The sequence below is a fragment of the Streptomyces sp. NPDC050997 genome (assembly GCF_040660135.1).
Lineage (GTDB): Bacteria > Actinomycetota > Actinomycetes > Streptomycetales > Streptomycetaceae > Streptomyces.
Genome location: NZ_JBFAGK010000006.1, coordinates 144,349 through 165,818, shown reverse-complemented (window position 1 = coordinate 165,818; position 21,470 = coordinate 144,349). Strand labels below are relative to the sequence as shown.

17 protein-coding genes are annotated in these 21,470 nt (G+C 69.1%); 9 read left to right on the top strand and 8 right to left on the bottom strand.

Annotated elements, in window-relative coordinates:
• Nucleotides 1-106: 106 nt before the first annotated feature.
• The 3 genes from AB0H86_RS15940 (at nucleotide 107) to AB0H86_RS15930 (ending at nucleotide 2,644) form a co-directional block, all read left to right on the top strand.
• The gene (locus tag AB0H86_RS15940) at nucleotides 107-526 is read left to right on the top strand and encodes a hypothetical protein (protein ID WP_362437671.1); all 420 of its coding nucleotides are present in this window, start codon (nucleotides 107-109) and stop codon (nucleotides 524-526) included.
• A 247-nt stretch (nucleotides 527-773) separates the two neighbouring features.
• A complete protein-coding gene (locus AB0H86_RS15935) occupies nucleotides 774-1,373 on the top strand; it encodes a tetratricopeptide repeat protein (protein WP_362437668.1) in 600 nt (199 codons plus the stop codon).
• Nucleotides 1,370-2,644, top strand: a complete 1,275-nt coding sequence (locus tag AB0H86_RS15930) for a glycosyltransferase (RefSeq protein WP_362437666.1) — start codon at nucleotides 1,370-1,372, stop codon at nucleotides 2,642-2,644. The genes AB0H86_RS15935 and AB0H86_RS15930 overlap by 4 nt, the downstream gene beginning before the upstream one ends.
• A 92-nt stretch (nucleotides 2,645-2,736) precedes the next feature.
• Here AB0H86_RS15930 and AB0H86_RS15925 read toward each other — a convergent pair whose 3' ends face one another.
• Nucleotides 2,737-2,910, bottom strand: coding sequence for a hypothetical protein (locus tag AB0H86_RS15925; RefSeq protein ID WP_362437663.1), 174 nt, complete (start codon nucleotides 2,908-2,910; stop codon nucleotides 2,737-2,739).
• A 66-nt stretch (nucleotides 2,911-2,976) separates the two neighbouring features.
• Here AB0H86_RS15925 and AB0H86_RS15920 point away from each other — a divergent pair, with 66 nt between their 5' ends.
• Nucleotides 2,977-3,465 (top strand): hypothetical protein, encoded by a 489-nt coding sequence (locus AB0H86_RS15920; protein WP_362437660.1) that lies wholly within the window; start codon nucleotides 2,977-2,979, stop codon nucleotides 3,463-3,465.
• A gap of 572 nt (nucleotides 3,466-4,037) precedes the next feature.
• The gene (locus tag AB0H86_RS15915) at nucleotides 4,038-5,333 is read left to right on the top strand and encodes a glycosyltransferase 87 family protein (protein ID WP_362437657.1); all 1,296 of its coding nucleotides are present in this window, start codon (nucleotides 4,038-4,040) and stop codon (nucleotides 5,331-5,333) included.
• Here AB0H86_RS15915 and AB0H86_RS15910 read toward each other — a convergent pair.
• Complete coding sequence (locus AB0H86_RS15910) at nucleotides 5,261-6,244, bottom strand: glycosyltransferase family 2 protein (RefSeq protein WP_362437654.1); 984 nt, start codon at nucleotides 6,242-6,244, stop codon at nucleotides 5,261-5,263. The two genes, AB0H86_RS15915 and AB0H86_RS15910, sit on opposite strands and share 73 nt — an antisense overlap.
• Nucleotides 6,245-6,343: 99 nt before the next feature.
• Between AB0H86_RS15910 and AB0H86_RS15905 the strand changes: the two genes are divergently transcribed.
• Nucleotides 6,344-6,769, top strand: a complete 426-nt coding sequence (locus AB0H86_RS15905) for a GtrA family protein (protein WP_362437651.1) — start codon at nucleotides 6,344-6,346, stop codon at nucleotides 6,767-6,769.
• Nucleotides 6,770-6,972: 203 nt separating this feature from the next.
• On the opposite strand, the gene AB0H86_RS15900 is transcribed toward AB0H86_RS15905, so the two are convergent.
• Nucleotides 6,973-8,817 carry a phosphoenolpyruvate carboxykinase (GTP) gene (locus AB0H86_RS15900; protein ID WP_362437648.1) on the bottom strand — a complete coding sequence of 615 codons (1,845 nt, stop codon included), beginning with the start codon at nucleotides 8,815-8,817 and terminating at the stop codon, nucleotides 6,973-6,975.
• A 342-nt stretch (nucleotides 8,818-9,159) separates the two neighbouring features.
• On the opposite strand from AB0H86_RS15900, the gene AB0H86_RS15895 reads away from it, so the two are divergent.
• The 3 genes from AB0H86_RS15895 (at nucleotide 9,160) to AB0H86_RS15885 (ending at nucleotide 12,216) form a co-directional block, all read left to right on the top strand.
• Entirely contained in the window at nucleotides 9,160-9,873 is a 714-nt protein-coding gene (locus tag AB0H86_RS15895) for a hemolysin III family protein (RefSeq protein ID WP_362437645.1), read from the top strand.
• A gap of 148 nt (nucleotides 9,874-10,021) precedes the next feature.
• Nucleotides 10,022-11,575 carry a DHA2 family efflux MFS transporter permease subunit gene (locus AB0H86_RS15890; protein ID WP_362437642.1) on the top strand — a complete coding sequence of 518 codons (1,554 nt, stop codon included), beginning with the start codon at nucleotides 10,022-10,024 and terminating at the stop codon, nucleotides 11,573-11,575.
• A 2-nt stretch (nucleotides 11,576-11,577) separates the two neighbouring features.
• Nucleotides 11,578-12,216 (top strand): TetR family transcriptional regulator, encoded by a 639-nt coding sequence (locus AB0H86_RS15885; RefSeq protein ID WP_362437639.1) that lies wholly within the window; start codon nucleotides 11,578-11,580, stop codon nucleotides 12,214-12,216.
• Between the two features lie 106 nt (nucleotides 12,217-12,322).
• Here the strand turns inward: AB0H86_RS15885 and AB0H86_RS15880 are convergent, their stop codons facing one another.
• The 5 genes from AB0H86_RS15880 to AB0H86_RS15860 all read right to left on the bottom strand — a co-directional run bounded on the left by AB0H86_RS15880 (nucleotide 12,323) and on the right by AB0H86_RS15860 (nucleotide 21,224).
• Entirely contained in the window at nucleotides 12,323-14,752 is a 2,430-nt protein-coding gene (locus AB0H86_RS15880; protein ID WP_362437636.1) for a galactose oxidase early set domain-containing protein, read from the bottom strand.
• Nucleotides 14,718-15,923 (bottom strand): glycosyltransferase family 2 protein, encoded by a 1,206-nt coding sequence (locus tag AB0H86_RS15875; RefSeq protein ID WP_362437634.1) that lies wholly within the window; start codon nucleotides 15,921-15,923, stop codon nucleotides 14,718-14,720. The genes AB0H86_RS15880 and AB0H86_RS15875 overlap by 35 nt, the downstream gene beginning before the upstream one ends.
• Nucleotides 15,920-17,578 (bottom strand): glycosyltransferase family 39 protein, encoded by a 1,659-nt coding sequence (locus AB0H86_RS15870; protein WP_362437631.1) that lies wholly within the window; start codon nucleotides 17,576-17,578, stop codon nucleotides 15,920-15,922. The genes AB0H86_RS15875 and AB0H86_RS15870 overlap by 4 nt, the downstream gene beginning before the upstream one ends.
• The gene (locus tag AB0H86_RS15865) at nucleotides 17,575-18,843 is read right to left on the bottom strand and encodes a glycosyltransferase (protein ID WP_362437628.1); all 1,269 of its coding nucleotides are present in this window, start codon (nucleotides 18,841-18,843) and stop codon (nucleotides 17,575-17,577) included. The genes AB0H86_RS15870 and AB0H86_RS15865 overlap by 4 nt, the downstream gene beginning before the upstream one ends.
• A 248-nt stretch (nucleotides 18,844-19,091) precedes the next feature.
• Nucleotides 19,092-21,224 (bottom strand): thioredoxin domain-containing protein, encoded by a 2,133-nt coding sequence (locus AB0H86_RS15860; RefSeq protein WP_362437623.1) that lies wholly within the window; start codon nucleotides 21,222-21,224, stop codon nucleotides 19,092-19,094.
• Between the last annotated feature and the right edge of the window lie 246 nt (nucleotides 21,225-21,470).

Below are 21,470 nucleotides of genomic sequence, written 5' to 3'. Positions count from 1 at the left end.
CCCGGCAAGGGCCGTTCGTAGCAAGGGCCGTTCGCCCTAAGGTTTTTCAACTTTAGACGAAATCTAAGCTAGGATGGCTTCCTGACAGCTTCAGGAGGCCACCCCCATGTACGAGCCGATCCGCACCAAGTCGGTCCACAGCACGATGGCCGGCAGTGCCTCCGACTTCCCCCATCGTTCCCGTGAGGAAGAGCTGGACATCCAGCTCTCGGGGCATCTCGCCGCGCTGCTCGCCGTCACGGACGAACTGCGCGCGGCGGCGCCCTCCGCCGACCTGGACACCGCCGCCGACCGGCTCGCCGAGCAGGTGGGCCGGCTCCGCGGCGGCCGTACGCCGGCCCGCTCGTCGGTGACCGTCGACCGCGCCCCGCGCCTGACGGCCCTGCACCGGCGGGCCCACGCGCTCGCAGGCCGGGCTCTGGTGGTCGCGGCCTCTCGTGCCGACACGGCGGCCGCGATCCTCGCCGCCGAGCGGATGGACGCACACTCGGCGGCCCTGGAGCCGCGCGAGGTGGCGTCGGCCTGAGCCCTTGAGGGGCTCCCCCTGCGGCCCCGGTCCGCGTGCGTCCGACGTGACGCGCGGACCGGGCGCCATTTTCTTCTGCGCCTGCGTACATTCGGGTGGACTGCGCACCCCAAGCTCCCGCCAAACGGCGGTGCCAACTAAACAGCCTCGTAACGTCGGTGGAAATGACGGTGGTTCGGTTTCCCGTACACCATCGATCCCTCACTCTTCCACGAGATGTGACACAGTGAAACGTAGGCGATTGTTGGTGGTGCTCGCCGGTGCGGCCGCAGTTTCCACCGGAGTGATGTCGTGGGCGCTGAATTCCGCAATGAATCCGGAATCCGAGGCGGCCCAGCCGGCGGTGAACCAGCCACTCCAGGATGCCGATTCCATTTTGCAGGACGGAATTCAGCAACAGGAGAACCACGATTTAAAAGGGGCCGTCCGTACCTACCGGCGCGTGCTGAGGCTGGACCCGAAGAACAAGTTCGCCTGGTACAACCTGGGCGTCATCGCCCATGACGACGGTCGGACGGACGATGCCCGCGCGGCCTACGAAAAGTCCCTGAAGATCGATCCGGCGTTCATGTCGGCTCTCTTCAATGAGGGGATTCTGCTGAAGTCGAGCGACCCCGACCGCGCCCTGGGACTTCTGGAACGCGCCCTTGGAGTCGATCCCCAGGCGGCCACGGTGCATCTGCACCTCGGGGAAATCTGGGCGATGAAGAACCGCGACCAGGTAGCCACGGACGAGTTCCGCAGTGCGGTCGCGGCCGATCCCTCGCTCCGTTCCCAAGTGCCGGAATCCTTCCGGGATTCCCTGAGCACCTCAACCCGATCGAGCACAGCAGGGAGCACGAGATGACGTCGACCGCCACCCCGAGATTCTCCGTCTTCACCCCCAGCCACCGCCCCCGCTTTCTCGACGAGTGCCTGGCAACCCTGCAGGCGCAGAGTTGTTCGGACTGGGAGTGGATCGTCCTGCTCAACAACGGCGCCCGGTGGCGGCCGGAACGCCCCGACGACAGGGTCCGATTGGAGATCGCGGACGACGTCATCGGCGTCGGAGCGGCGAAGCGCAGGGCCTGTGAACTGGCGCGCGGCGAGATCCTCGTGGAGCTCGACCACGACGACCTGCTGGCGAAGGCGTGCCTGGCGGAGCTCGCCAAGGCCTTCGACGCGCATCCCGAGGCGGTGTTCGTCTACAGCAACACCGCGCAGATCACCGAGGACGGCAAGCGGGACGACGATCGTTTCAACGAGACGCACGGCTGGCACTACGAGGAGGTGCGCGTCGACGGCCGCAAGCTGCTCCAGGTCAGGTCGATGGCTCCGACGCCGCACAACGTCTCGTACATCTGGTACGCGCCCAACCACGTGCGGGCGTTCCGCAAGGACGCCTATGTCAAGTCCGGTGGGTACGACGCCACCCGTACGGTTCTCGACGACCAGGACCTGATGTGCCGGATGTTCCACGTCGGCGACTTCCACCACATCCCCCGCTGTCTGTACCTCCAGCGGATGCACCCCGCGAACACCCAGCGTGATCCGGAGATCAACGCGCACATCCAGCGCGAGACGGTCGCCCTGTACGACAAGTACATCGAGGCCAACGCCCTCGCCTGGACCCACCGGAGGGGGCTGATCGCGCTGGACCTCGGCGCGGCCCGCCGTAAGCCGCCCGGTTACATGGGCGTGGACAAGCACCTGGGTGAGGGCGTCGACATCGTCGCGACCCTGCCCGGCAGGGTGGATCTGCCCGACGACTCCGTCGGCCTGATGCGGGCCGTGAACTTCCTCGAGCACGTGCCCGCGAAGGTGCCGCTGATCAACGAGCTGTACCGGCTGCTGGCACCCGGCGGGATGCTCCTCACCCTGACACCCAGCTCCGACGGCCGGGGCGCGTACCAGGACCCGAGTCACGTCGCCTACTACAACGAGAACTCGTTCTGGTACTACACGGACGACCAGTACCGCGCCTTCGTGCCCGACCTCGAGGCCCGGTTCCAGAGCTCGCGGCTCGCCACCTGCTTCCCGTCCGAGTGGCACTCCGAGAAGAACATCTCCTACGTGGTCGCCAACCTCATCGCGATGAAGGACGGCACCGAACGGTGCGGCGGCCCGCTGCTGGTCTAGTGATCCGCGCTGTCGGAGACCTCTTCCGGGACGGAACGCGGGGGTGCCCCGAGGCCGAGGCCACGGGGCACCCTCGCGCGAGGGTTACGGTGTCACGACGCGCAGAGCACGAAGGCCGTGATCGTCTGGCTTGCGGTGGTGGTGACGGTCCACCCGGTGGGCGGTGGACCACCGCTCGGGAAGCTGTCGCGAATGCTTCCCGAGGAGGTGGTGAATCCGCCGCCGACCACCGTCTCGCCGACGAGGCACGTCGCAGTCGCCGTCATGGTGTCGGCAACGGGGTTGACCCGGACTGTGATGCCGTCAAGCCCGCCCTGAGCACCCTGCGCGCCTTGGGCTCCCTGCGCGCCCTGGGCACCCTGAGCACCCTGGGCTCCCTGCGCGCCCTGCGCGCCCTGCGCGCCCTGGGCTCCCTGGGCTCCCTGGGCTCCCTGGGCTCCCTGAGCACCCTGAGCACCCTGGGCTCCCTGAACGCCCGCGCCCGTGGCGCCCTGAGCACCCTGAGCACCCTGGGCTCCCTGGGCGCCCTGAACGCCCGCGCCCGTGGCGCCCTGGGCACCCTGAGCACCTTGCGCGCCCTGAGCACCCTGCGCGCCCTGAGCACCCTGAGCTCCCCTAGCGCCCTGCGCGCCCTGAGGACCCTGCTTGCCGTCGTGACCCCTGGGACCCTGAGGACCGCGCGGGCCCTGGGGGCCACGGTCGTTGTTGCCATGGCCGCGGTCATGGTCGGCGCCGTATTCCCTGTTGCCGTCCCGACGCACCGCTGCCGCCTGCCCATTGGAGCCGGCCCTGCGGACCGCGTCGGCGATGGCCACCTCTGACACGTCGTTCGTGCCCAGTTGCTCCACGACCACGCGGGTGCTGGGTGCGTGCATCTCTTCGGCGACAGCCAACGCGCTCGGGACGACGCTGAGCGCCACGGCTACCGCGCCGACCGACACCGTGGTGACGGATCTCAGGCGCGAAGTTCGGATCGTTCTGCGGTTCAAGAGAACCTTCCTCACGATTAAGAGGGAGTAGACAGCAAGCGCGCACTCAGTACGCTCCATTTCGCTTGCATGCCTCATCCCTACGGATACAGACGAGGCAGTTATTCCCACTTTATGAAAGAATGATTATGTATCCGCCCGCTCCGGGGGCAAGGATCACCCGAGCGGCCTCTATACCTTTGGCGCCCATTCACCACACCGCCAAAAGGGTGACATTGACCGAATGGCCGATCTCCTCGGGCGCCGTTCACGAGACTTCTGCGATCGATGGACACCGCCCGGCCCATTCGTCGGCTCGACTCGGCAGCACTCGTGGCGTTCACCATGACATTCAGGCATTTCGGACATACTGTTCGGCGCGCCGCCCGGTGGCGCAATGGAGCGCGACCTGAACGGAGCCCGCAATGCCCGACACAGCCGCCGAGGACCCGCGCCGGCGCACGGTCGATCCGACGGTGCTGGCGCTGACCGCCTACACCGCGGTGATGCTGGCCCTCTCGGCCCGCGCCTTTCTGATGCCTGACGAGTCGGGCGACTACCTCACCTTTCTCGACCCCTGGTATCGGCACATCGCGAGCAACGGCGGGTTCCACGCCCTCGCCGACCCCGGTTTCTCGGACTACAACGTCCCCTACCTCTACCTGCTGACCGCTCTGACCTATCTGCCGCTGCCGGCGCTGGCGGGCATCAAGTGGATCTCGATCCTGTTCGACCTGGCGCTGGCGTACTACGCCTTCCGGATCGTGTCCCGGCTCCGGCCCACCCAGCCCTGGGCCGCCTTCGGCGCGGCCGCGGTGGTGCTGTTCCTGCCCACCGTCGTCGCCAACAGCGGGTGGTGGGGGCAGTGCGACGCCCTCTACGCAGCCTTCCTGGTCGGCGGGATCCACTACGTGCTGCACCACCGGCCATGGTGGGCGTGCACGTTCTTCGGGGTCGCGCTGGCGTTCAAGTTCCAGGCTGTCTTCCTCTTCCCCTTCCTGCTCGTCCTGGTGCTGGTGGGACGGGTGCCGTGGCGGAGTCTGCTCGCCGTTCCCGCGGCGTACCTCGTCCTCGACGTCCCGGCCCTCATGCTCGGCGCCGACCCGTGGCGGCTGCTGACGGTCTACGCCCGGCAGACGGACACGTACCACCTCCTGTCGGCCAACGCGCCGTCCGTCTACGAGTTCGTGTCGGCGCCCGGTGACACGGAGATGGTGCGCAACGTGGGTGTGCTGGTCGCGGGGACGCTCGTGTCACTGCTGATCGGACTGACCGTGTGGTCCCTGCGGCGCGGTCGGCGCGGCGCGCCCGACTCCGGCCCCGGCGTGCAGGGACTCACGGACACCCGGGTCGTGCTGCTGGCCGCCTGCTCCTCGGTCGTGGTGCCGTTCCTGCTGCCCTCGATGCACGAGCGCTACTTCTACGTCGCGGACGTGCTCACCGTGCTGGCCGCGTTCGCACTCCCCCGGCGGCTCTGGTACGTGCCGGTACTGGTGCAGCTCGCCTCGTTCGGCAGCTACCTGAGGTGCAACTCCGCCGACCTGGCTCCCTATCTGTCGATGCCCGCGCACAGTGCGCTGATGCTGCTGGCGCTGTTGGCCGTGGTCCGGACGACCGCCCACGAGCTCCGGACCCCGCGCGCGGGGTCCTACGGACATGCCCCCGCCGCCGAGGGGACCCTGTCGCCGGAGTCACCGGTGTCGGCGTCGTCGGCGACGTAGTAGGTCGGGCGTCGCTGGACGGCGGTGTAGATGCGGCCGATGTACTCGCCGACCACTCCCACGCAGATCAGCTGGACGGCGCCGATGAAGAGCACGGCGATGATCAGGGAGGCCCAGCCGGGGGTGGTGTCGCCCGCCGCGTACACGGACAGCGTGTACACGAGCATGGCGAGGCAGACGCAGAAGGCGAGGGCGCCGAGCCAGATGGCCAGCCGCAGCGGGGCGACGGAGAAACTGATGATGCTGTCGACCGCCAGCAGGATCATCTTGCGCAGGGAGTACTTGGTGTGACCGGCGACGCGTGGATCGCGGCGGTAGGTCACCTCTCCGCTGGGGAAGCCGAACCAGGGCATGAGGAGCCGGTACACCTGCGGCTGGTCGGGCAGGGCTTTGAGGGCGTCGAGGGCGTTGCGGGACAGCAGACGGAAGTCGCCGGCCTGGGCGCAGACATGGGCGCCGACCATACGGCGCATGAGCCAGTAGTACGCGGCGGCGGTGCGCCGCTTGAAGCTGGTGTCGCTGGAGCGGTTGGCGCGTACGCCGTAGACGATGTCCAGGCGCCGGGAGCGGGCCAGGGCGAGCATCTCGAGGATCTTCTCCGGGGGGTCCTGGAGGTCGGCGTCAAGACTCGTGGCGTAGTAGCCGCGGGCCTGGTGCAGACCGGCGGTCAACGCCGCCTGGTGCCCGCTGTTGCGTCGCAGTCGCACCACCCGCAGCTGCGGCCAGTCGGCCCGCAGGTGCGCGAGTTGTTCGGCTGTCCCGTCCGTGGAGCCGTCGTCCACCGCGACGACCTCGTACACCTCCCCGGTCCCGTCCAGCACCGGCCGCAGCCGCCCCGCCAGCGCCGGCAGCGCCTCCTCCTCGTTGAACATCGGAATCACGACCGACAGCTCAACCGACGACTCGATCATTGGGCGATCCCTGTGCGTCCTGGAGCGGGCGGGAGCGGCACAGCGCGCCCGATTCGCTCACGTACAGTAGTATTTGCTCACTTATCGTACAGTGCAGGAATGTCTCAGCGCGTCCAGACACACGCACCCCGCACCGCGGGGGTCGCACGGCAGCTCCCGGTCTTCGCGGTCATCGGTGTGCTGTCCACCGCCGCCCATCTCGGCCTGTTCGCGGCGCTCCGGTCGGCGCTCGACGCCCAGCTCGCGAACCTGGTCGCGCTGCTGGTCACCGCGGTGGCGAACACCGCCGCCAACCGCCGGTTCACCTTCGGGGTGCGCGGCGCGGAGGGGGCCGCCCGGCATCAGCTCCAGGGGCTGGCGGCCTTCCTCGCCGGGCTCGCGCTCAGCGGCGGCGCCCTCGCCCTGGTGCACCGGACCCTGCCGGACGCGCCGTACGTGGAGATCGGCGCACTGATCGTGGCCAACGGCGCCGCGACGGTCCTCCGCTTCACGCTGCTGCGGCGGTGGGTGTTCGCGGAAGCCTGAACGGGCGAAGGCCCGCCGTCACCTCCCGTCGGTGTGGACGGGGACGTGACGACGGGCCCAGGGCCCCGCACAGCCGTTGTGCGAACGTTGTGCGAAACCTTGCCGGTCTGTGCTGCCGTGAGGTGCTGTCACCGCGGCCGGCCGTGACGATATTGCTGGTCAGGGCACGATCGGAGCCGGCCGCGGCGTCTTGGGGGGCGGGTTCAGCCCAGGCGCTGCACCAGCGCGCGGTACTCGTCCCAGAGTTCCTTGGGCGTCTGGTCGCCGAAGGTGTTGAGGTGCTCGGGGACCAGGGAGGCCTCCTCGCGCCAGACCTCCTTGTCGACCGTGAGGAGGAACTCCAGGTCGGAGTCGGCGAGTTCGAGGCCCTTGGTGTCCAGGGCGTCCTTGGTCGGCAGGATCCCGATCGGGGTCTCGACGCCCTCGGCCTTGCCCTCCAGACGTTCCACGATCCACTTCAGGACACGGCTGTTCTCGCCGAAGCCGGGCCAGACGAACTTGCCCTCGTCGTTCTTGCGGAACCAGTTGACGTAGTAGATCTTCGGGAGCTTCGCCTGGTCCTTGCCCTTGGCGACATCGACCCAGTGGCCCATGTAGTCACCCATGTTGTAGCCGCAGAACGGCAGCATCGCGAAGGGGTCGCGGCGCAGCTCGCCGACCTTGCCCTCGGCGGCGGCGGTCTTCTCGGAGGCCACGTTGGCGCCGAGGAAGACGCCGTGGTTCCAGTCGAAGGACTCCGTGACCAGCGGGACGGCACTGGCGCGACGCCCGCCGAAGAGGATCGCCGAGATCGGCACGCCCCTGGGGTCCTCCCACTCGGGCGCGATGATCGGGCACTGGGCGGCGGGGGTGGTGAAGCGGGCGTTCGGGTGGGCGGCCGGGGTCTGCGAATCCGGCGTCCAGTCGTTGCCCTTCCAGTCCGTCAGGTGGGCCGGAGTCTCCTCCGTCATGCCCTCCCACCAGATGTCGTTGTCGTCGGTGAGGGCGACGTTGGTGAAGACGGAGTTGCCCCACAGCGTCTTCATCGCGTTGGCGTTGGTGTGCTCACCCGTGCCGGGCGCGACGCCGAAGAAGCCGGCCTCGGGGTTGATGGCGTAGAGGCGGCCGTCCTCGCCGAAGCGCATCCAGGCGATGTCGTCGCCGATCGTCTCGACCGTCCAGCCCGAGATGGTGGGCTCCAGCATGGCGAGGTTGGTCTTGCCGCAGGCGCTCGGGAAGGCGGCGGCGACGTACTTCGACTCGCCGTGCGGGGGCGTCAACTTGAGGATGAGCATGTGCTCGGCCAGCCAGCCCTCGTCGCGCGCCATGACGGAGGCGATGCGCAGGGCGTAGCACTTCTTGCCGAGCAGGGCGTTGCCGCCGTAGCCCGAGCCGTAGGACCAGATCTCGCGGCTCTCGGGGAAGTGCGAGATGTACTTCGTCGAGTTGCACGGCCACGGCACGTCGGCCTCGCCCTCGGCCAGCGGCGCCCCGAGCGTGTGCACAGCACGCACGAAGAAGCCGTCGGAGCCGAGCTCGTCCAGGACCGGCCGGCCCATGCGGGTCATCGTGCGCATGGACACGGCGACGTAGGCGGAGTCGGTGATCTCGACGCCGATCGCGGAGAGGTCCGAGCCGAGGGGGCCCATGCAGAACGGGACGACGTACATCGTCCGGCCGCGCATCGAGCCGCGGAAGAGGCCCTTCTCACCGGAGGAACTGCCTTCCTCCCCGGTGAAGATGGCCCGCATCTCGGAGGGGGCCTTCCAGTGGTTGGTCGGGCCCGCGTCCTCCTCCTTCTCGGAGCAGATGAAGGTCCGGTCCTCGACCCGGGCGACATCGGTCGGGTCGGAGGCCGCGTAGTACGAGTTGGGGCGCTTGATCGGGTCGAGTTTCTTGAAGGTGCCCTTAGCGACGAGCTCCTCGCACAGGCGCTCGTACTCTGCCTCTGATCCGTCACACCAGACCACGTTGTCCGGCTGCGTCAGTTCTGCGATCTCGTTCACCCACGAGACCAGTTCCTTGTGGGTGGTGGGAATGACGGGGGGAGCCGCGATATCGCGCGCCACGATTGCTCCTAAGGGAGGGATTTTGTCCTTTGTTGCCCCGTGGGGGCCGCGACCCGGATGCTTCGCAGTGCCGATTCCCGCTGGCGCTCATCCGGTGCCGACCGCACTCATTTGATCATCCGACGAGTATGCCCATCTGTCCATAGGAGCGTACAGATGAGCGGAGTGAGGATCGCCACGTGTAAAATGGCCGCTTTGCGTCCACATGGGATTCGGCTGAAGGTTCCTTGAGAGGACACCGACAGCGCTCCCGCCAAACCCCCGTGAGACGATGGCCACTCTTCGTCGGTCAACGGTTCGCGGAGAGCTGTTACTTACGGTTCCGTAGGTACGATGCCGGACATGACTGCGTCCGTCCCCGACGCGACCTCGGACACCCCGGCCGCAGGCCGCGGTCCCGTCGCGACCTCCCTGCCGCATCCGGTCAAGCCCAGACTCCGCGGCTGGCTGCATCTGGGCATGTTTCCGGCCGTACTCATCGCGGGCCTGGTGCTCACCGCCCTCGCCGACTCCCCCAGAGGCCGCCTCGCCTGCGGGATCTTCGCCCTGACCGCCTGCCTGCTCTTCGGCGTCAGCGCGCTCTACCACCGGGGCAACTGGAGCCCGCGCATGGACGGGATCCTGCGACGGCTGGATCACGCCAACATCTTTCTGATCATCGCCGGCACCTACACCCCGCTGACGATGCTGCTCCTGCCCGGCACCAAGGGTCAGTGGCTGCTGTGGAGCATCTGGGCAGCGGCCCTCGCGGGCATCGCCTTCCGCGTCTTCTGGGTCGGCGCCCCGCGCTGGCTCTACACGCCCTGTTACATCGCGATGGGCTGGGCGGCCGTCTTCTTCCTGCCCGACTTCATGCGCTCCGGCGGCATCGCCGTCCTCGTGCTGGTCATCGTGGGCGGCCTGCTCTACAGCGCGGGCGGCGTGATCTACGGCATCAAGCGCCCGAACCCGTCACCGCGCTGGTTCGGCTTCCACGAGGTGTTCCACTCCCTCACGTTGGCGGCGTTCATCGCGCACTACGTCGGGATCTCGCTGGTGGCGTACCAGCACGTGTGACCACTCCTCCGGGAGACGACGGCCACGGCTTTCGAGCCGTGGCCGTTTTTCGTATGCCCCGCCCCGCCTCGTTTCTCCTTCTCGTCCCCCTTGGCTGAAAGTAACCACCAATTGACACTCTTTAGGTTTTGAGAGCTACTCTCATTTCATGGTTACTGTCACTCCATCTCCCGAGGCGCAACCCGACCCCCGCCGCTGGTGGGCCCTCGGCGCCCTGGTCGCGAGCATGCTGACCCTCGGCTTCGACCTGACGATCCTGAACGTGGCGCTGCCGACGATGGCCGGCGATCTCGGCGCCACCACCGGCGAACAGCAGTGGATGGCCGACGCGTACGTCGTCGTCTTCGCCGCGCTGATGCTCCCCGCCGGACTGCTCGGCGACCGGTTCGGACGGCGGCTGATGCTGATCGTCGGACTGGGGATCTTCCTGGCCGGTTCGGTCGTGGGCGCCCTGGCCGGGGACGTGAACGCGGTGATCGTCGCCCGCGCGGTGATGGGCGTCGGCGGCGCGCTGGTCACCCCGCTCGCCCTCTCCGTCCTGCCCTCGCTCTTCCGGCCCGAGGAAAGCACCAAGGCCGTCGGCATCATCTCCGCCGCCACCGCGCTCGGCCTGCCGCTCGGCCCGATCATCGGCGGGTGGCTGCTCAACCACTTCTGGTGGGGCTCGGTCTTCCTCGTCAACGTGCCGATGGCCGCGATCGGCATCACCGCCTGCGTGTTCCTGCTGCCCGAGACCCGCGACCCGGCCTCCCCCAAGGTCGACATCGTCTCCACGGCGTTCACCGCGGGCGGGCTCGGTGCCCTCATCTACGCGATCATCGAGGCGCCCACCCGTGGCTGGGGCGACCCGCTGGTGCTGGGGATGTTCGGCGCGGCCGTCGTCCTGCTCGCCGGGCTGGTGCTGCGGGAGCGGCGGATGGAGCGGCCCATGCTCGACATGACGCTGCTCGCCCAGCGCGGCTTCCTGTTCAACACCGTCGCGGCGACCCTGGTGATGTTCGTCCTGTCCGGCCTGCTCTTCGTGCTGCCGCCCTACCTCCAGGCGGTCCTCGGCAACGACGCCCTCGGCACCGGTCTGCGGCTGCTGCCGATGATGGGCGGCCTGTTGGTAGCCTCCCGGACCGCCCAGCCGGTCCTCGCCCGGTTCGGCGCCCGCGCGACAGTGAGCGCCGGCCTGGTGGTGCTGGCCTTCGCCGCGCTCCTCGGCAGCCGTACGACGGTCGACTCCGGCTACGGCTTCACCGCGCTGTGGCTCTCGATCGCCGGGCTCGGCTTCGGCTTCGCGCTGATCCCCGCGATGAACGGCGCCCTGGGCGCGCTGCCCCGCGACCGGGCCGGCAGCGGCTCCGGCCTGCTCATGACGCTCCGCCAGGTCGGCGCCGCGATCGGCATCGCCCTGCTCGGCAGTCTGCTCGCCGACACCTTCCGCGACCGGCTCGACGTCACGGGGCTGTCCGCGCGGGCGGCGGACACCGCCGGTGACTCGGTGGTCGCGGCGCACCTGGTCGCCCAGCAGAGCGGCTCGGCCGATCTGCTGGCCTCCGCGAACAGCGCGTACACCCATGGCATGGGCATCGTGCTCCTGGTGTGCGGGATCGCGGCCCTGGTGTCCGCGCTGCTGGCGGCGGCGTTCCTGCCCACCACCCCCGTGGCCAAGAGCTCCGAGACCCCGGACCTCGATGCCGCGCGGGTCGATGCCTGACAATGACCCTCATGACGCCCGCACGAACCTCTGACTCCACCGACCGTCCCCAGCTGGGACTTCGTGAGCGGAAGAAGATCAAGACCCGGACTGCGATCCGCGACGCGACGTACGCGCTGATCGAGGAACAGGGGTACGACGCCACGACGATCGAGCAGATCGCCGAGCGCGCCGAGGTGTCGCCGTCCACGGTCTTCCGCTACTTCCCCACGAAGGAGGACATCGTCCTCACGGACGAGTACGACCCGATCCTCCTGGAGGAACTACAGGCCCGGCCGGCCGACGAGTCGTGGTCGGACTCCCTGCGGCACGTCATGCGCAGGGCCGTAGACCTCGGAACGGACGAGGATCCGGAGATCATCCGGCTGCGGTCGCGGCTGATGGTCGAGGTGCCCGCGGTGCGTTCCCGGATGGTGGAGAGCATGTCGGTCACCGGCAGGCTGCTCGCCTCGGCCGTCGCGGCGCGCACCGGCCTCGCGGAGGACAGCCTGGAGGTGCGGGTCTACACGATGTCCCTGATCGGCGGACTCTCGGAGATCTCCCAGTACTGGGCCGAGAACGGCTTCCGGGACGACCTGCGCGACCTTATGGACCGCGCGCTGGACGTCATCGAACACGGCCTCACCGTGAAGAAGCCCTGAGGCCGACCTGTGCACACCACCTGGCGTGGCCACGGACCCTGGCGGTGTCCGCCAGGGTCTGTGGTGCCGCGGTGGAGCGCTCAGCTCGCGCTGGGCGCCATGATCCTCAGCGGCGCTTGAGGTCCGCCTTTCCGCAGGCGATGCCGTTCTTGTCGGGGTCGAGCCGCAGCGGGTCGTCCTTGCCGTTGACCTTCAGGCGGCCGTAGTCGTTCGCCTTCAGCCAGGCGCAGCGGGCGGCCGTCGTCTTCTTCACCTCGTCCGGGAACACGGTCGGCACACAGACGTTGATCGAGCCGTAGTGCCGGTCGCAGCCGGAGACGGTGGGGCTGACCTTCTGCGAGGTCTTCTTCTTCGCGGGCTTGCTGACCGTGCCCTCCAGTGAGTCGGCGAAGGAGTGGACGTGCGCCGAGGCGTCGGTGGCGCTCAGTGCCGACGGGCCTTGCAGATGGACCCACTTGGCCACCGACGGCACCCCGTTGGCGTCGACCGCGAAGAGCATGTACCAGCCGGGCGGTGCCATGTTCGGGTTGCTCGTCACGTTCAGATCGACGTTGTTGCCGTCCACCGACAGTGGCAGGTCCACGAACCGCTGGTTCGGGTCCGAGGAGTGGGTGACGGCGGCCGGGCGGATCAACTCGGCCTTGGCGATGGGCCGGTCGACGGTGATCCGCTGGGTGTCGCCGTAGGTCCACTCGGTGTCGATCACCGAAGTGATCGACGGGCGCGGGCCCTTGAGCAGATACGGCGGGGTGTAGATCGACACGTTGTGGTTCCAGGTGCCGTTGCCCGGGTTGTCGCCGGTCGACATCACCCGGCCGTCGGGCAGCAGGAACGACGACGAGTGGTAGCCGCGCGCCTGCGGGTCGGCGGCCACCGGGTCGAAGGTGTTCGACGCCGGGTCGTAGATCGACGACTCGAAGACCGGGTCGGCCCGGTTGTGCAGCGCGCCGCCGGTCTCCAGCACCTTGCCGTCCGGCAGGAGTACGGCGGAGACGTACATCTTGCCCTGGTTGCCGGTCTCGGCCACCTTGCCGTTGCCGAGGTCGACGGTGCCCTGCGGGAGCGGCGGGCCGGCGACATAGGACGGGTTGGCGGACTTGAGGTCGATGACGTCGGTCAGCCGGTTGGCGTCCGGGTTGGAGTCGATGTTGCCGCCGCCGAGGGTGAGGACCTTCTGGTCCTGCGCCGGGGGCAGCAGCACGCTCGCCGACTGGTCGCGCTCGTCCTTCTTCTGCAGGCCCGGGATCTGCGTGACCGTGTTGGCGCCGTAGTCGTAGATCGCGCTGCCGGTGCCCGGGATGTTGTTGCCGAAGACATGGCTGCCCGAGTAGAAGAGGCGGCCGTCCTGCATCAGGATCATCGACGGGTACAGACCCCAGTACGACCAGGTCTGGTTGACCTTCCACAGCGGCAGCCACTGCTGCTCGGCGTCCGACCAGAGCTCGGCGGTCACCGAACCGGTGGAGTCCTCGCGCAGGCCGCCGAAGGAGATGACGTCACCGTTGCCGAGGGCGGTCGCCGACGGGTACCAGTGGCCGTCGTTCATGTCGTTGGTCTTGCTGTACGTCTCGGTCTTCGGGTCGAAGATGTACGAGTCCTTGTAGCCCTCGTAGCCGTGCCCGCCCACCACCGGGTACGCCTTGTTGCCGCTCATCACCAGCACCCGGCCGTCCTGGAGCTGGACGTGCCCGGAGCAGAACATGTCCTTCGGCGTGGGGATGACCTTGTAGGTGCCCTTCACCGGGTCGTACACCGCGGAGGTGAAGGTGCCCGCGTTGAACTGCTCCTCGCTGTTGCCGGAGCCCGCGATCAGCAGCACCTTGCCGTTGTTGAGGACGACGGAGTGCATGGAACGGACCGGGTTCTCCGTGGGCAGCACGTCCCACCTGCCGTTGGCGCACTGCTCGGCGGTGCCGGTGCACTCCGGGGTCGGGACCGGGTCGGCGACCTGGTCCATGGAGTAGTCGTCGGTGGTCGCCGAGCCCGTGCCGTACACGGAGACGCCCCAGGTGATGCGGTCGGTGCCGGCCGGTACCTCGGGGGTGCGTACGGTGGCCTCGGTCCAACCGGCCGCCATGTCCAGCGTCTTGAGGTCGGTCCAGTACTGCCAGCCCGCGGTGGCGTCGTGCCGGAACAGCGTGAGCGACGCGTCCGGGGTGGTCGTCTTGTACCAGAGCCCGAGGTCGTACTGCTTGCCCGCGGTCACGACCGGCGCGCAGTCGGTGGACTCGGTGATCAGCGCCTTGCGGTCGCCGTCGACGCGGCGGGTGAGCGACACCTTCATGGCCTTGGAGCCGCTGTGGGCGTCGCCCACGGTCGAGAAGGTGAAGTCGTTGTCGCCCCAGCCGGACTTCTCCCAGCAGTACGGCATGTCACCGGTGCCGGCGGTCTCGAAGCCTGGGTTCTTGACGAGGTTGGCGGCGGAGGCGGGTTGCGGCGAGGTCAGCAGCAGGCCCCCGGTGAGGCCTGCCACAGCCAGGAGGGCGGATCTCCTACGGCGTCTATTCACGGGCTCTCCTTGCGGTACGGCCGCCATCGGGGCCCCCGCGGCCCCTGCGCGGCAGATACACCAACGCTTCGGTCCCCGCGAAGCGCAGGACGAAGGTCGTCACCAGGGCGAGCGCGGTCGCGGACAGCGCGCCCATCCCGAACCGGTGGACGAACAGCGCGATCAGCGGGATGCGCAGCACCAGATCGGCGTTGGCGAGCAGCGCGAACCGTCCGGCGCGGTCCCACCAGCGCCGGTGCCGCCGCCGGTCGCGGAACAGCAGATGCTCGATGAGTACGAAGTTCCAGGCCACGCCGAACTGGTTGGCGAGGATCTCGGCCGGGACGTAGTGCATGCCGGCCAGGGTGAGTGCCCACAGCCCGAGCAGGTTCGGCACGAAGCCGGTCGCACCGATCAGGCCGAAGCCGACCATGCGGGCCACCGGCGACGCGGTACGCAGGCCCGCCAGGTGGCGCAGGAAGCGCATCCCCTCCTGGGCGCTGGACTTGGACTCGCCCGCGAACCGGTCCTGGAAGACGAACGGCACCTCGGTGACCTGGCGCGGGCGGCTGCGTACGGCGAGTTCCAGCAGGATCTTGTAGCCGAGAGGCTGGAGCACGTCGGCGGTGACCGCGCTGCGGCGGATCGCGAAGAAGCCGCTCATCGGGTCGCTGATGCCGTGCAGCTTGCGCGGGAAGAGCGACTTGGTCAGCCAGGTCGCGCCGCGCGAGACGGCGACCCGGTAGCTGCCCGCGAGTCCGGCCCGGCTGCCGCCCTTGATGTAGCGGGAGGCGACGACCAGACCGGCGCCTGCCCGCTCGCCGGTGGCCACCAACTCCGGTACCAGGGACGGCGGGTGCTGGCAGTCGCCGTCCATCACGACGATCCAGTCGGAGGAGGCCGCCCGGATGCCCTCGACGACCGCGCCGCCGAGCCCGCCGACCGGCTCGTCCCGGTGCAGGACGGTCACCGGGAAGGGGCAGTCCTTGGCCGCCTCGTAGATGACCTCGGGGGTGTCGTCGGTGGAGTCGTCCACGAAGACCACCTCGCAGGGCAGCCGGGAGGGCACCGACTCGGTTATCAGGTGCAGCAGTTCGCGTATGTTGGCGGACTCGTTGAAGGTCGGGACGACGATGGTGACGGCACCGGGCTCGGCCACCTCCGCCGCCTGTACGGCCGGATCGTCGAGTTCTCCGGGGACGATGGACTCCTGGCTCATCGGACGCCTCCTACGGCGGTGCCGGTGGTCTGGATCTGCCGGATCTCGATCCGGTCCGCACCGGTGCCGAAGGTGGCTACCGGCTTCGAGTGCTGGATGGCCGCCTTGACGTTGGGCAGGTCGACCGCGTCCCGCCGGACCGTCGGCGAGGCGACCACGTAGTCGATGTCCTTCCAGCCGCGCGGCATCGTCTTCGTCACCGCGGGGTCGAGGTCGGCCTTGTAGAACCAGATCACGCCGAGTCCGGGCCGGTACCCGGCGTGCACCAGGTCCAGCCAGAGCGCGTCGTCGACGAGCACCCGGGTGTCCTCCGGCTTCGCCACCTCGCTGCTCAGCCACTTCGAGGCGGCCTTGTAGGGGGCGTTGGCGTCGAGGGTGACGGCGGTGCGGTCGCCGTCGTACCAGCGCGGTACGACATAGGCGCCGGCGGCGACGGCGAGGACGGCCGCGAGGGCGTACCGCCCACCGGTGAGCAACCGTTTCTCCCCCTCGCTCCGCCACCTGCGCAGCACGCCGTGCACCACCGAAGCGGTGCCGCCGGCGAGCACCAGGGCGAGGTACGGCAGCGCCTGGATGACGTACATCGCGGGCAGGTAGCCGTTGGGCCGCAGGGCCAGGGCGGCGAGGATCGCCACCGTCAACGCCGGTCCGGCCAGGGCGCGGGCGGTGACCGACCAGCGCCAGGTGACCAGCAGCAGGAGGGCACCCGCGAGGCCGCCGAGCGGCAGGATCCGGTCGTAGTACAGCCAGGACTCGAGGACGCCGTGGGAGCCTGAGCCCTGGTCGAGGATGAATCCCGAACCGGGCCTGGTCATCTGGTACTTGACGCCGTCCCAGAGGGAGACATGGCCGCCGCCGGGCAGCAGTTCGCCCTTCAGGAGGGCGAACAGCGGGTAGGACATGCCGATCAGCAGACAGGCCGTGATGGCGCCGGTGAGCGCGAACTTCCGGGTGTCGCGGTGGCTGTGCCGCCACATCGTCACCAGGAGCGCGGGCAGGACGACGAGCATCGTCTCCTTGGTGAGGACGGCCGTGGCGGCCGCGATGCCCGCCCCGAAGTGGTGCCAGAGGTGGCGGCTCGGGGACGCGGCGAGGGTGAACGCGAGCAGCGTCCACATCACCGCGAGGTTGTCGAGGAAGATCTCCCGCTGGAGGACCACGGACAGCGGCGAGAGCCCGAACAGGAGCATGCCGAATCCGGCGGCCCAACGGGGCAGGGAGAGGCGACGGCCCAGGACGTAGACGAGGATCGCGCTGATGCCGCTGACGACCAGCATCACCACGCGCATCGAGCCGACGGTCATGGAATCGGGGCTGATCAGCGAGGGTATCCAGGTCAGCAGGGCGAGCTGGATCCAGCCGAGCGGCGGGTGGTCGTACCAGTAGGTGTAGTGGGCGAGGCCCTTGCCCTCCTGGACCGCCCAGGCCTGGGCGAGGTAGGTGCCCTCGTCGTCGCTGAGCGTCGGGTAGTCGGCGATGTTCCAGCCCTGTACGACCAGGATCGCCACGAGGAGCAGACCGCACAGCAGGAGGTCGGAGCGGGAGGAGCGCAGTCGGCTCGGCGGGGCCGTTCGGCCGGCCGAACCGGTCATGGGTGCAGGCTGCCGCTGCGCGGGGACCGTCGGAGTGGTCACCGCGGGAAGGGTGGAAGTCACGCGGGGACGTCCTCTCGGGTCACTTCGGAGGGTGTGAGATGCGCGCCGACATGTGAGGTCAACTCCCAGTCCGTACGGCCGCGTTGCTCACGCCATACGGCGCGGATGGCGGCCCCGGCGAGGAGCACCTGGTAGAAGGGCCCGCCCACGACGAGCTTGAGGTAGTGGACGAGGCGGACGCGCAGGCCGTACTGCTTGCCGAAGTCGTGCAGCCCGACGATCTCGAAGACGAAGGTCACCATGGCGGTGACGAGCGGCAGGAAGGTGACGAAGGCGATGCCCACGGGCACGTCGAGGAAGAGCGCGATCGCCACGTTCAGCGGGATGATCACACCGGTGAAGGCCTGCATGAACGGCGTCATGAGGGTGTAGCGGGCCAGCAACCGCTGCCCGAAGCCCGGCAGTTGCTTCCAGTCCTTCTTCCGGTACACCTGGAGGAAGCCCTGGTTCCAGCGGGTGCGCTGCTTCAGCAGCGACATCAGCGAACCGGGCGTCTCCTCCTTGGTCACCATGTCGGAGTCGTAGGCGACGACGACCTTCTTGCCGACGCTGGACAGCCGGACACCCAGGTCGCAGTCCTCGGCGAGGCAGTCGGGGTCCCAGCCGTCGGCTTCCCGCAGGACGTCCGTGCGCACGAAGACGGTGTTGCCGCCGAGCGGGATGAACCCTTTCTGCGCGTGCAGATGCAGTCGGGACCGGAACCAGAAGAAGTACTCCAGGCAGTTGCGCAGGCTGTACCAGCTGGAGTGGAAGTTGATGAGCTGCACCCCGCCCTGGACGACGTCCGCGCCGGTGGAGCGGAAGGCGTGGTCGACGTGTGCGAGGAGCTCCGGATGGACCTGGTCCTCGGCGTCGAAGACCCCGACGACATCGCCGCGGCAGTGCGGCAGCGCCGTGTTCATGGCCTTCGGTTTGTTCTTCTTCTCGTGGGTGTCGACGACGACCCGCACGCGCGGGTCGCGCTCCGCGGCGTCGCAGGCGACCGCCGTGGTCTCCGGGTCGTCGTGCCCGACGATCACGATGATCTCGAAGTCGGTGTGGCTGGACTCCAGCAGCCGTTGGATGGTGTGGTCCAGCACGGCCTGCTCGTGGCGCGCCGGAAGCAGCAGCGAGAAGGACAGGTGCTCACCCCCGTCCGGTCTGTTGAACCGGGTGGAGGCGAGCACTTCGGGCGTACGCCACGCGTGCATCTGCCACCACAGGGTGAAGGCAGCCATCCAGAACAAGGCAAGCGAAACGGCAGCGATAAGGACAGACGTCAGCAAAAGATCCCCCCAGATCCCAAAACCCCCTGCCGCGCGGCGGCGTGTCACATCGACGTGGCACGGCCGCGCGTCACTGTGCAGAGATTAGGGGGGAACTGTGAAGCGCGGGAGGTGTTCCGATAAAGAGTGTGTTTCGGAACGGGGTGGCGACTACTGGGAGGTATCCGCATACCTGGCGCATTTGGGCAGCCTGAACGAACCCCTCCACTGCGGCTCGTCGCCGCTCGACGCACTGTCATCGACGGTTGTCAGCCGCTCAGTTGCGTGCTCAGCCGGTCCGGATCGGTCGTCGGGGCGTCACATGTGAAGTTACGGCAGACGTAGGCGGTCGGTTCACCGTCGCGCAGCGGCCGATCGGCGAGCAACGGGAACTCGCCACTGCCTTCGCTACCGAGGGCGACGACCGCACCCGGCGCGGTACCGAGAAGTGCCGTGCGGTGCAGGGTTTTTGTGCCCTCGTCGTCGAGATCGGGCCCCACGACAGCGACCTCGCGCGGCCCGTCAAGGAGCGCCTCGGCGACGGCGAGCCCCCAGCCGACGAAGCGGGGGACGCGCGGGCCGAGGGCCTTGACGACACCGAGCGCCTTCTCGGCGGCGGTGCGGTGCGGCTCCGATCCGGTGTGGGCGGCATAGCTCAACAGGGCGCCCGCTGCGGCGGTCCAGCCGGACGGGGTGGCGTTGTCGGTGGGGTCCTGCGGTCGGCGGATCAGCTTCTCGGCGTCGGCGGCGGTGTCGTAGAGGCTGCCGGAGTCGTCGGCGAACCGGGCGAGGACGTGGTCCAGGAGGAAGCCGGCGAACTCCAGCCAGACCCCCTCGCCGGTCACGGACGCGAGCGCGAGGAAGCCCTCCGCCACGTCCGCGTAGTCCTCCAGCACCCCCGCGTTGGCCCCGACCCGGCCGTCCTTGCTGGTGCGGGCGAGGCGGGCATGATCGTCCAGGTGCAGCCGGACGAGGAGGTCGGCGGCGCCGAGCGCGGCCTCGATGAGGTCGGGGCGGTCGAAGTAGGCGCCCGTCTCGGCGAGCGCGGCGATCGCGAGGCCGTTCCAGGCGGCGACGACCTTGTCGTCACGGCCGGGAGCGGGCCGCCCGGACCGGGACTCCAGCAGCCTCCGCTTCACGGAGTCGATGCGCTCGGCGTCGAACACGACGTCCTGCTGCGGGAGTTGGAGGACGGAGGCGCCCTCCTCGAAGGTGCCCTCCGCGGTCACGCCGAAGTACTGCGCGGCGAACTCGGCATCCGACTGGAGCACCTCGTGGAGCTGCTCGGGCGTCCACACGTAGTAGGCGCCCTCGACGTGCTTGCCGGTCCCGCCCTCCCGTCGCCCGCCGCCACCCTTCTGAAGACGCTCCCCCAGACTCCGTCCGGGGGGACCCCCATCGCGCGGCACCTCCTCTTCGCTGTCGGCGTCGAGCGCGGACGCGAACCCGCCCTCGGCGGTGCGCAGTTCCCGCACCAGGAAGTCGGCGGTCTCCAGCGCGACCCGGCGGGCGAGCTCGCTGTGTTCGTCGGCGACTCCGTCGCGGGTGGTGGACCGCCAGAGGTGGGCGTAGGCCCGGCACAGCAGGGCGTTGTCGTACAGCATCTTCTCGAAGTGCGGCACGGTCCAGTCGCGGTCGACGGAGTAGCGGGCGAAGCCGCCGCCGAGCTGGTCGTAGATCCCGCCGCGGGCCATCCGCTCACAGGTGTCCCGGGCCATCTGGAGCGCGCCCTCGGCCCCGGTCCGCGCGTGGTGGCGCAGCAGGAACTCGACCACCATGGACGGCGGGAACTTGGGCGCCCCGCCGAATCCGCCGCGCTGCGGGTCGTACTCCCGGGTCAGCCCGAGCAGTGCCTTCGCGAGCTCCTCCTCGCCGGGTGCCTGGCTGTCGCCGTAAGAGATCTCCCGTCCGGCCAGATCCCGCACGATCTTCCCGGCCACCTCGGCGACCTCGTCGCGCCGCTCGGCCCAGGCCTGCCGGACCCCCTGGAGGACCTGCCGGAAGGCGGGCATGCCCTGGCGCGGGGCGGGCGGGAAGTAGGTGCCGAAGTAGAAGGGCTCGGCGTCCGGGGTGAGGAACACGGTCATGGGCCAGCCGCCCTGGCCGGTGGCCGCCTGTACGGCCTCCATGTAGACGGCGTCGACGTCGGGACGCTCCTCGCGGTCCACCTTGACGCTGACGAAGTGCGCGTTGAGGTAGTCGGCGGTCTCCTGGTCCTCGAAGGACTCGTGGGCCATGACGTGACACCAGTGGCAGCTGCTGTAGCCGACGCTCAGCAGGACCGGCACGTTCCGTTTCCGGGCCTCCTCGAAGGCACCGTCCGACCAGGGCCACCAGTCGACGGGGTTGTCGGCGTGCTGGAGGAGGTAGGGGGACGTCTCATGGGCCAGTCGGTTCGGCATGGGGTCCATCCTGCCGCAGTACCCGGCCGGTGAGGCGGCAGGCATGTCCTGGGCGGGGGCCCGGATCTTTTCGTGGCGTGGGCCCGCCGGGCGGCGGAGGGCGGTGAGTGCGGCGGCGGGCGGTGAATGCAGTGGCGGACGGCGAGTGCCGTGGCGGACGGCGAGTGCCGTGGCGGACGGCGAGTGCCGTGGCGGACGGCGAGTGCCGTGGCGGACGGCGAGTGCCGTGGCGGACGGCGAGTGCCG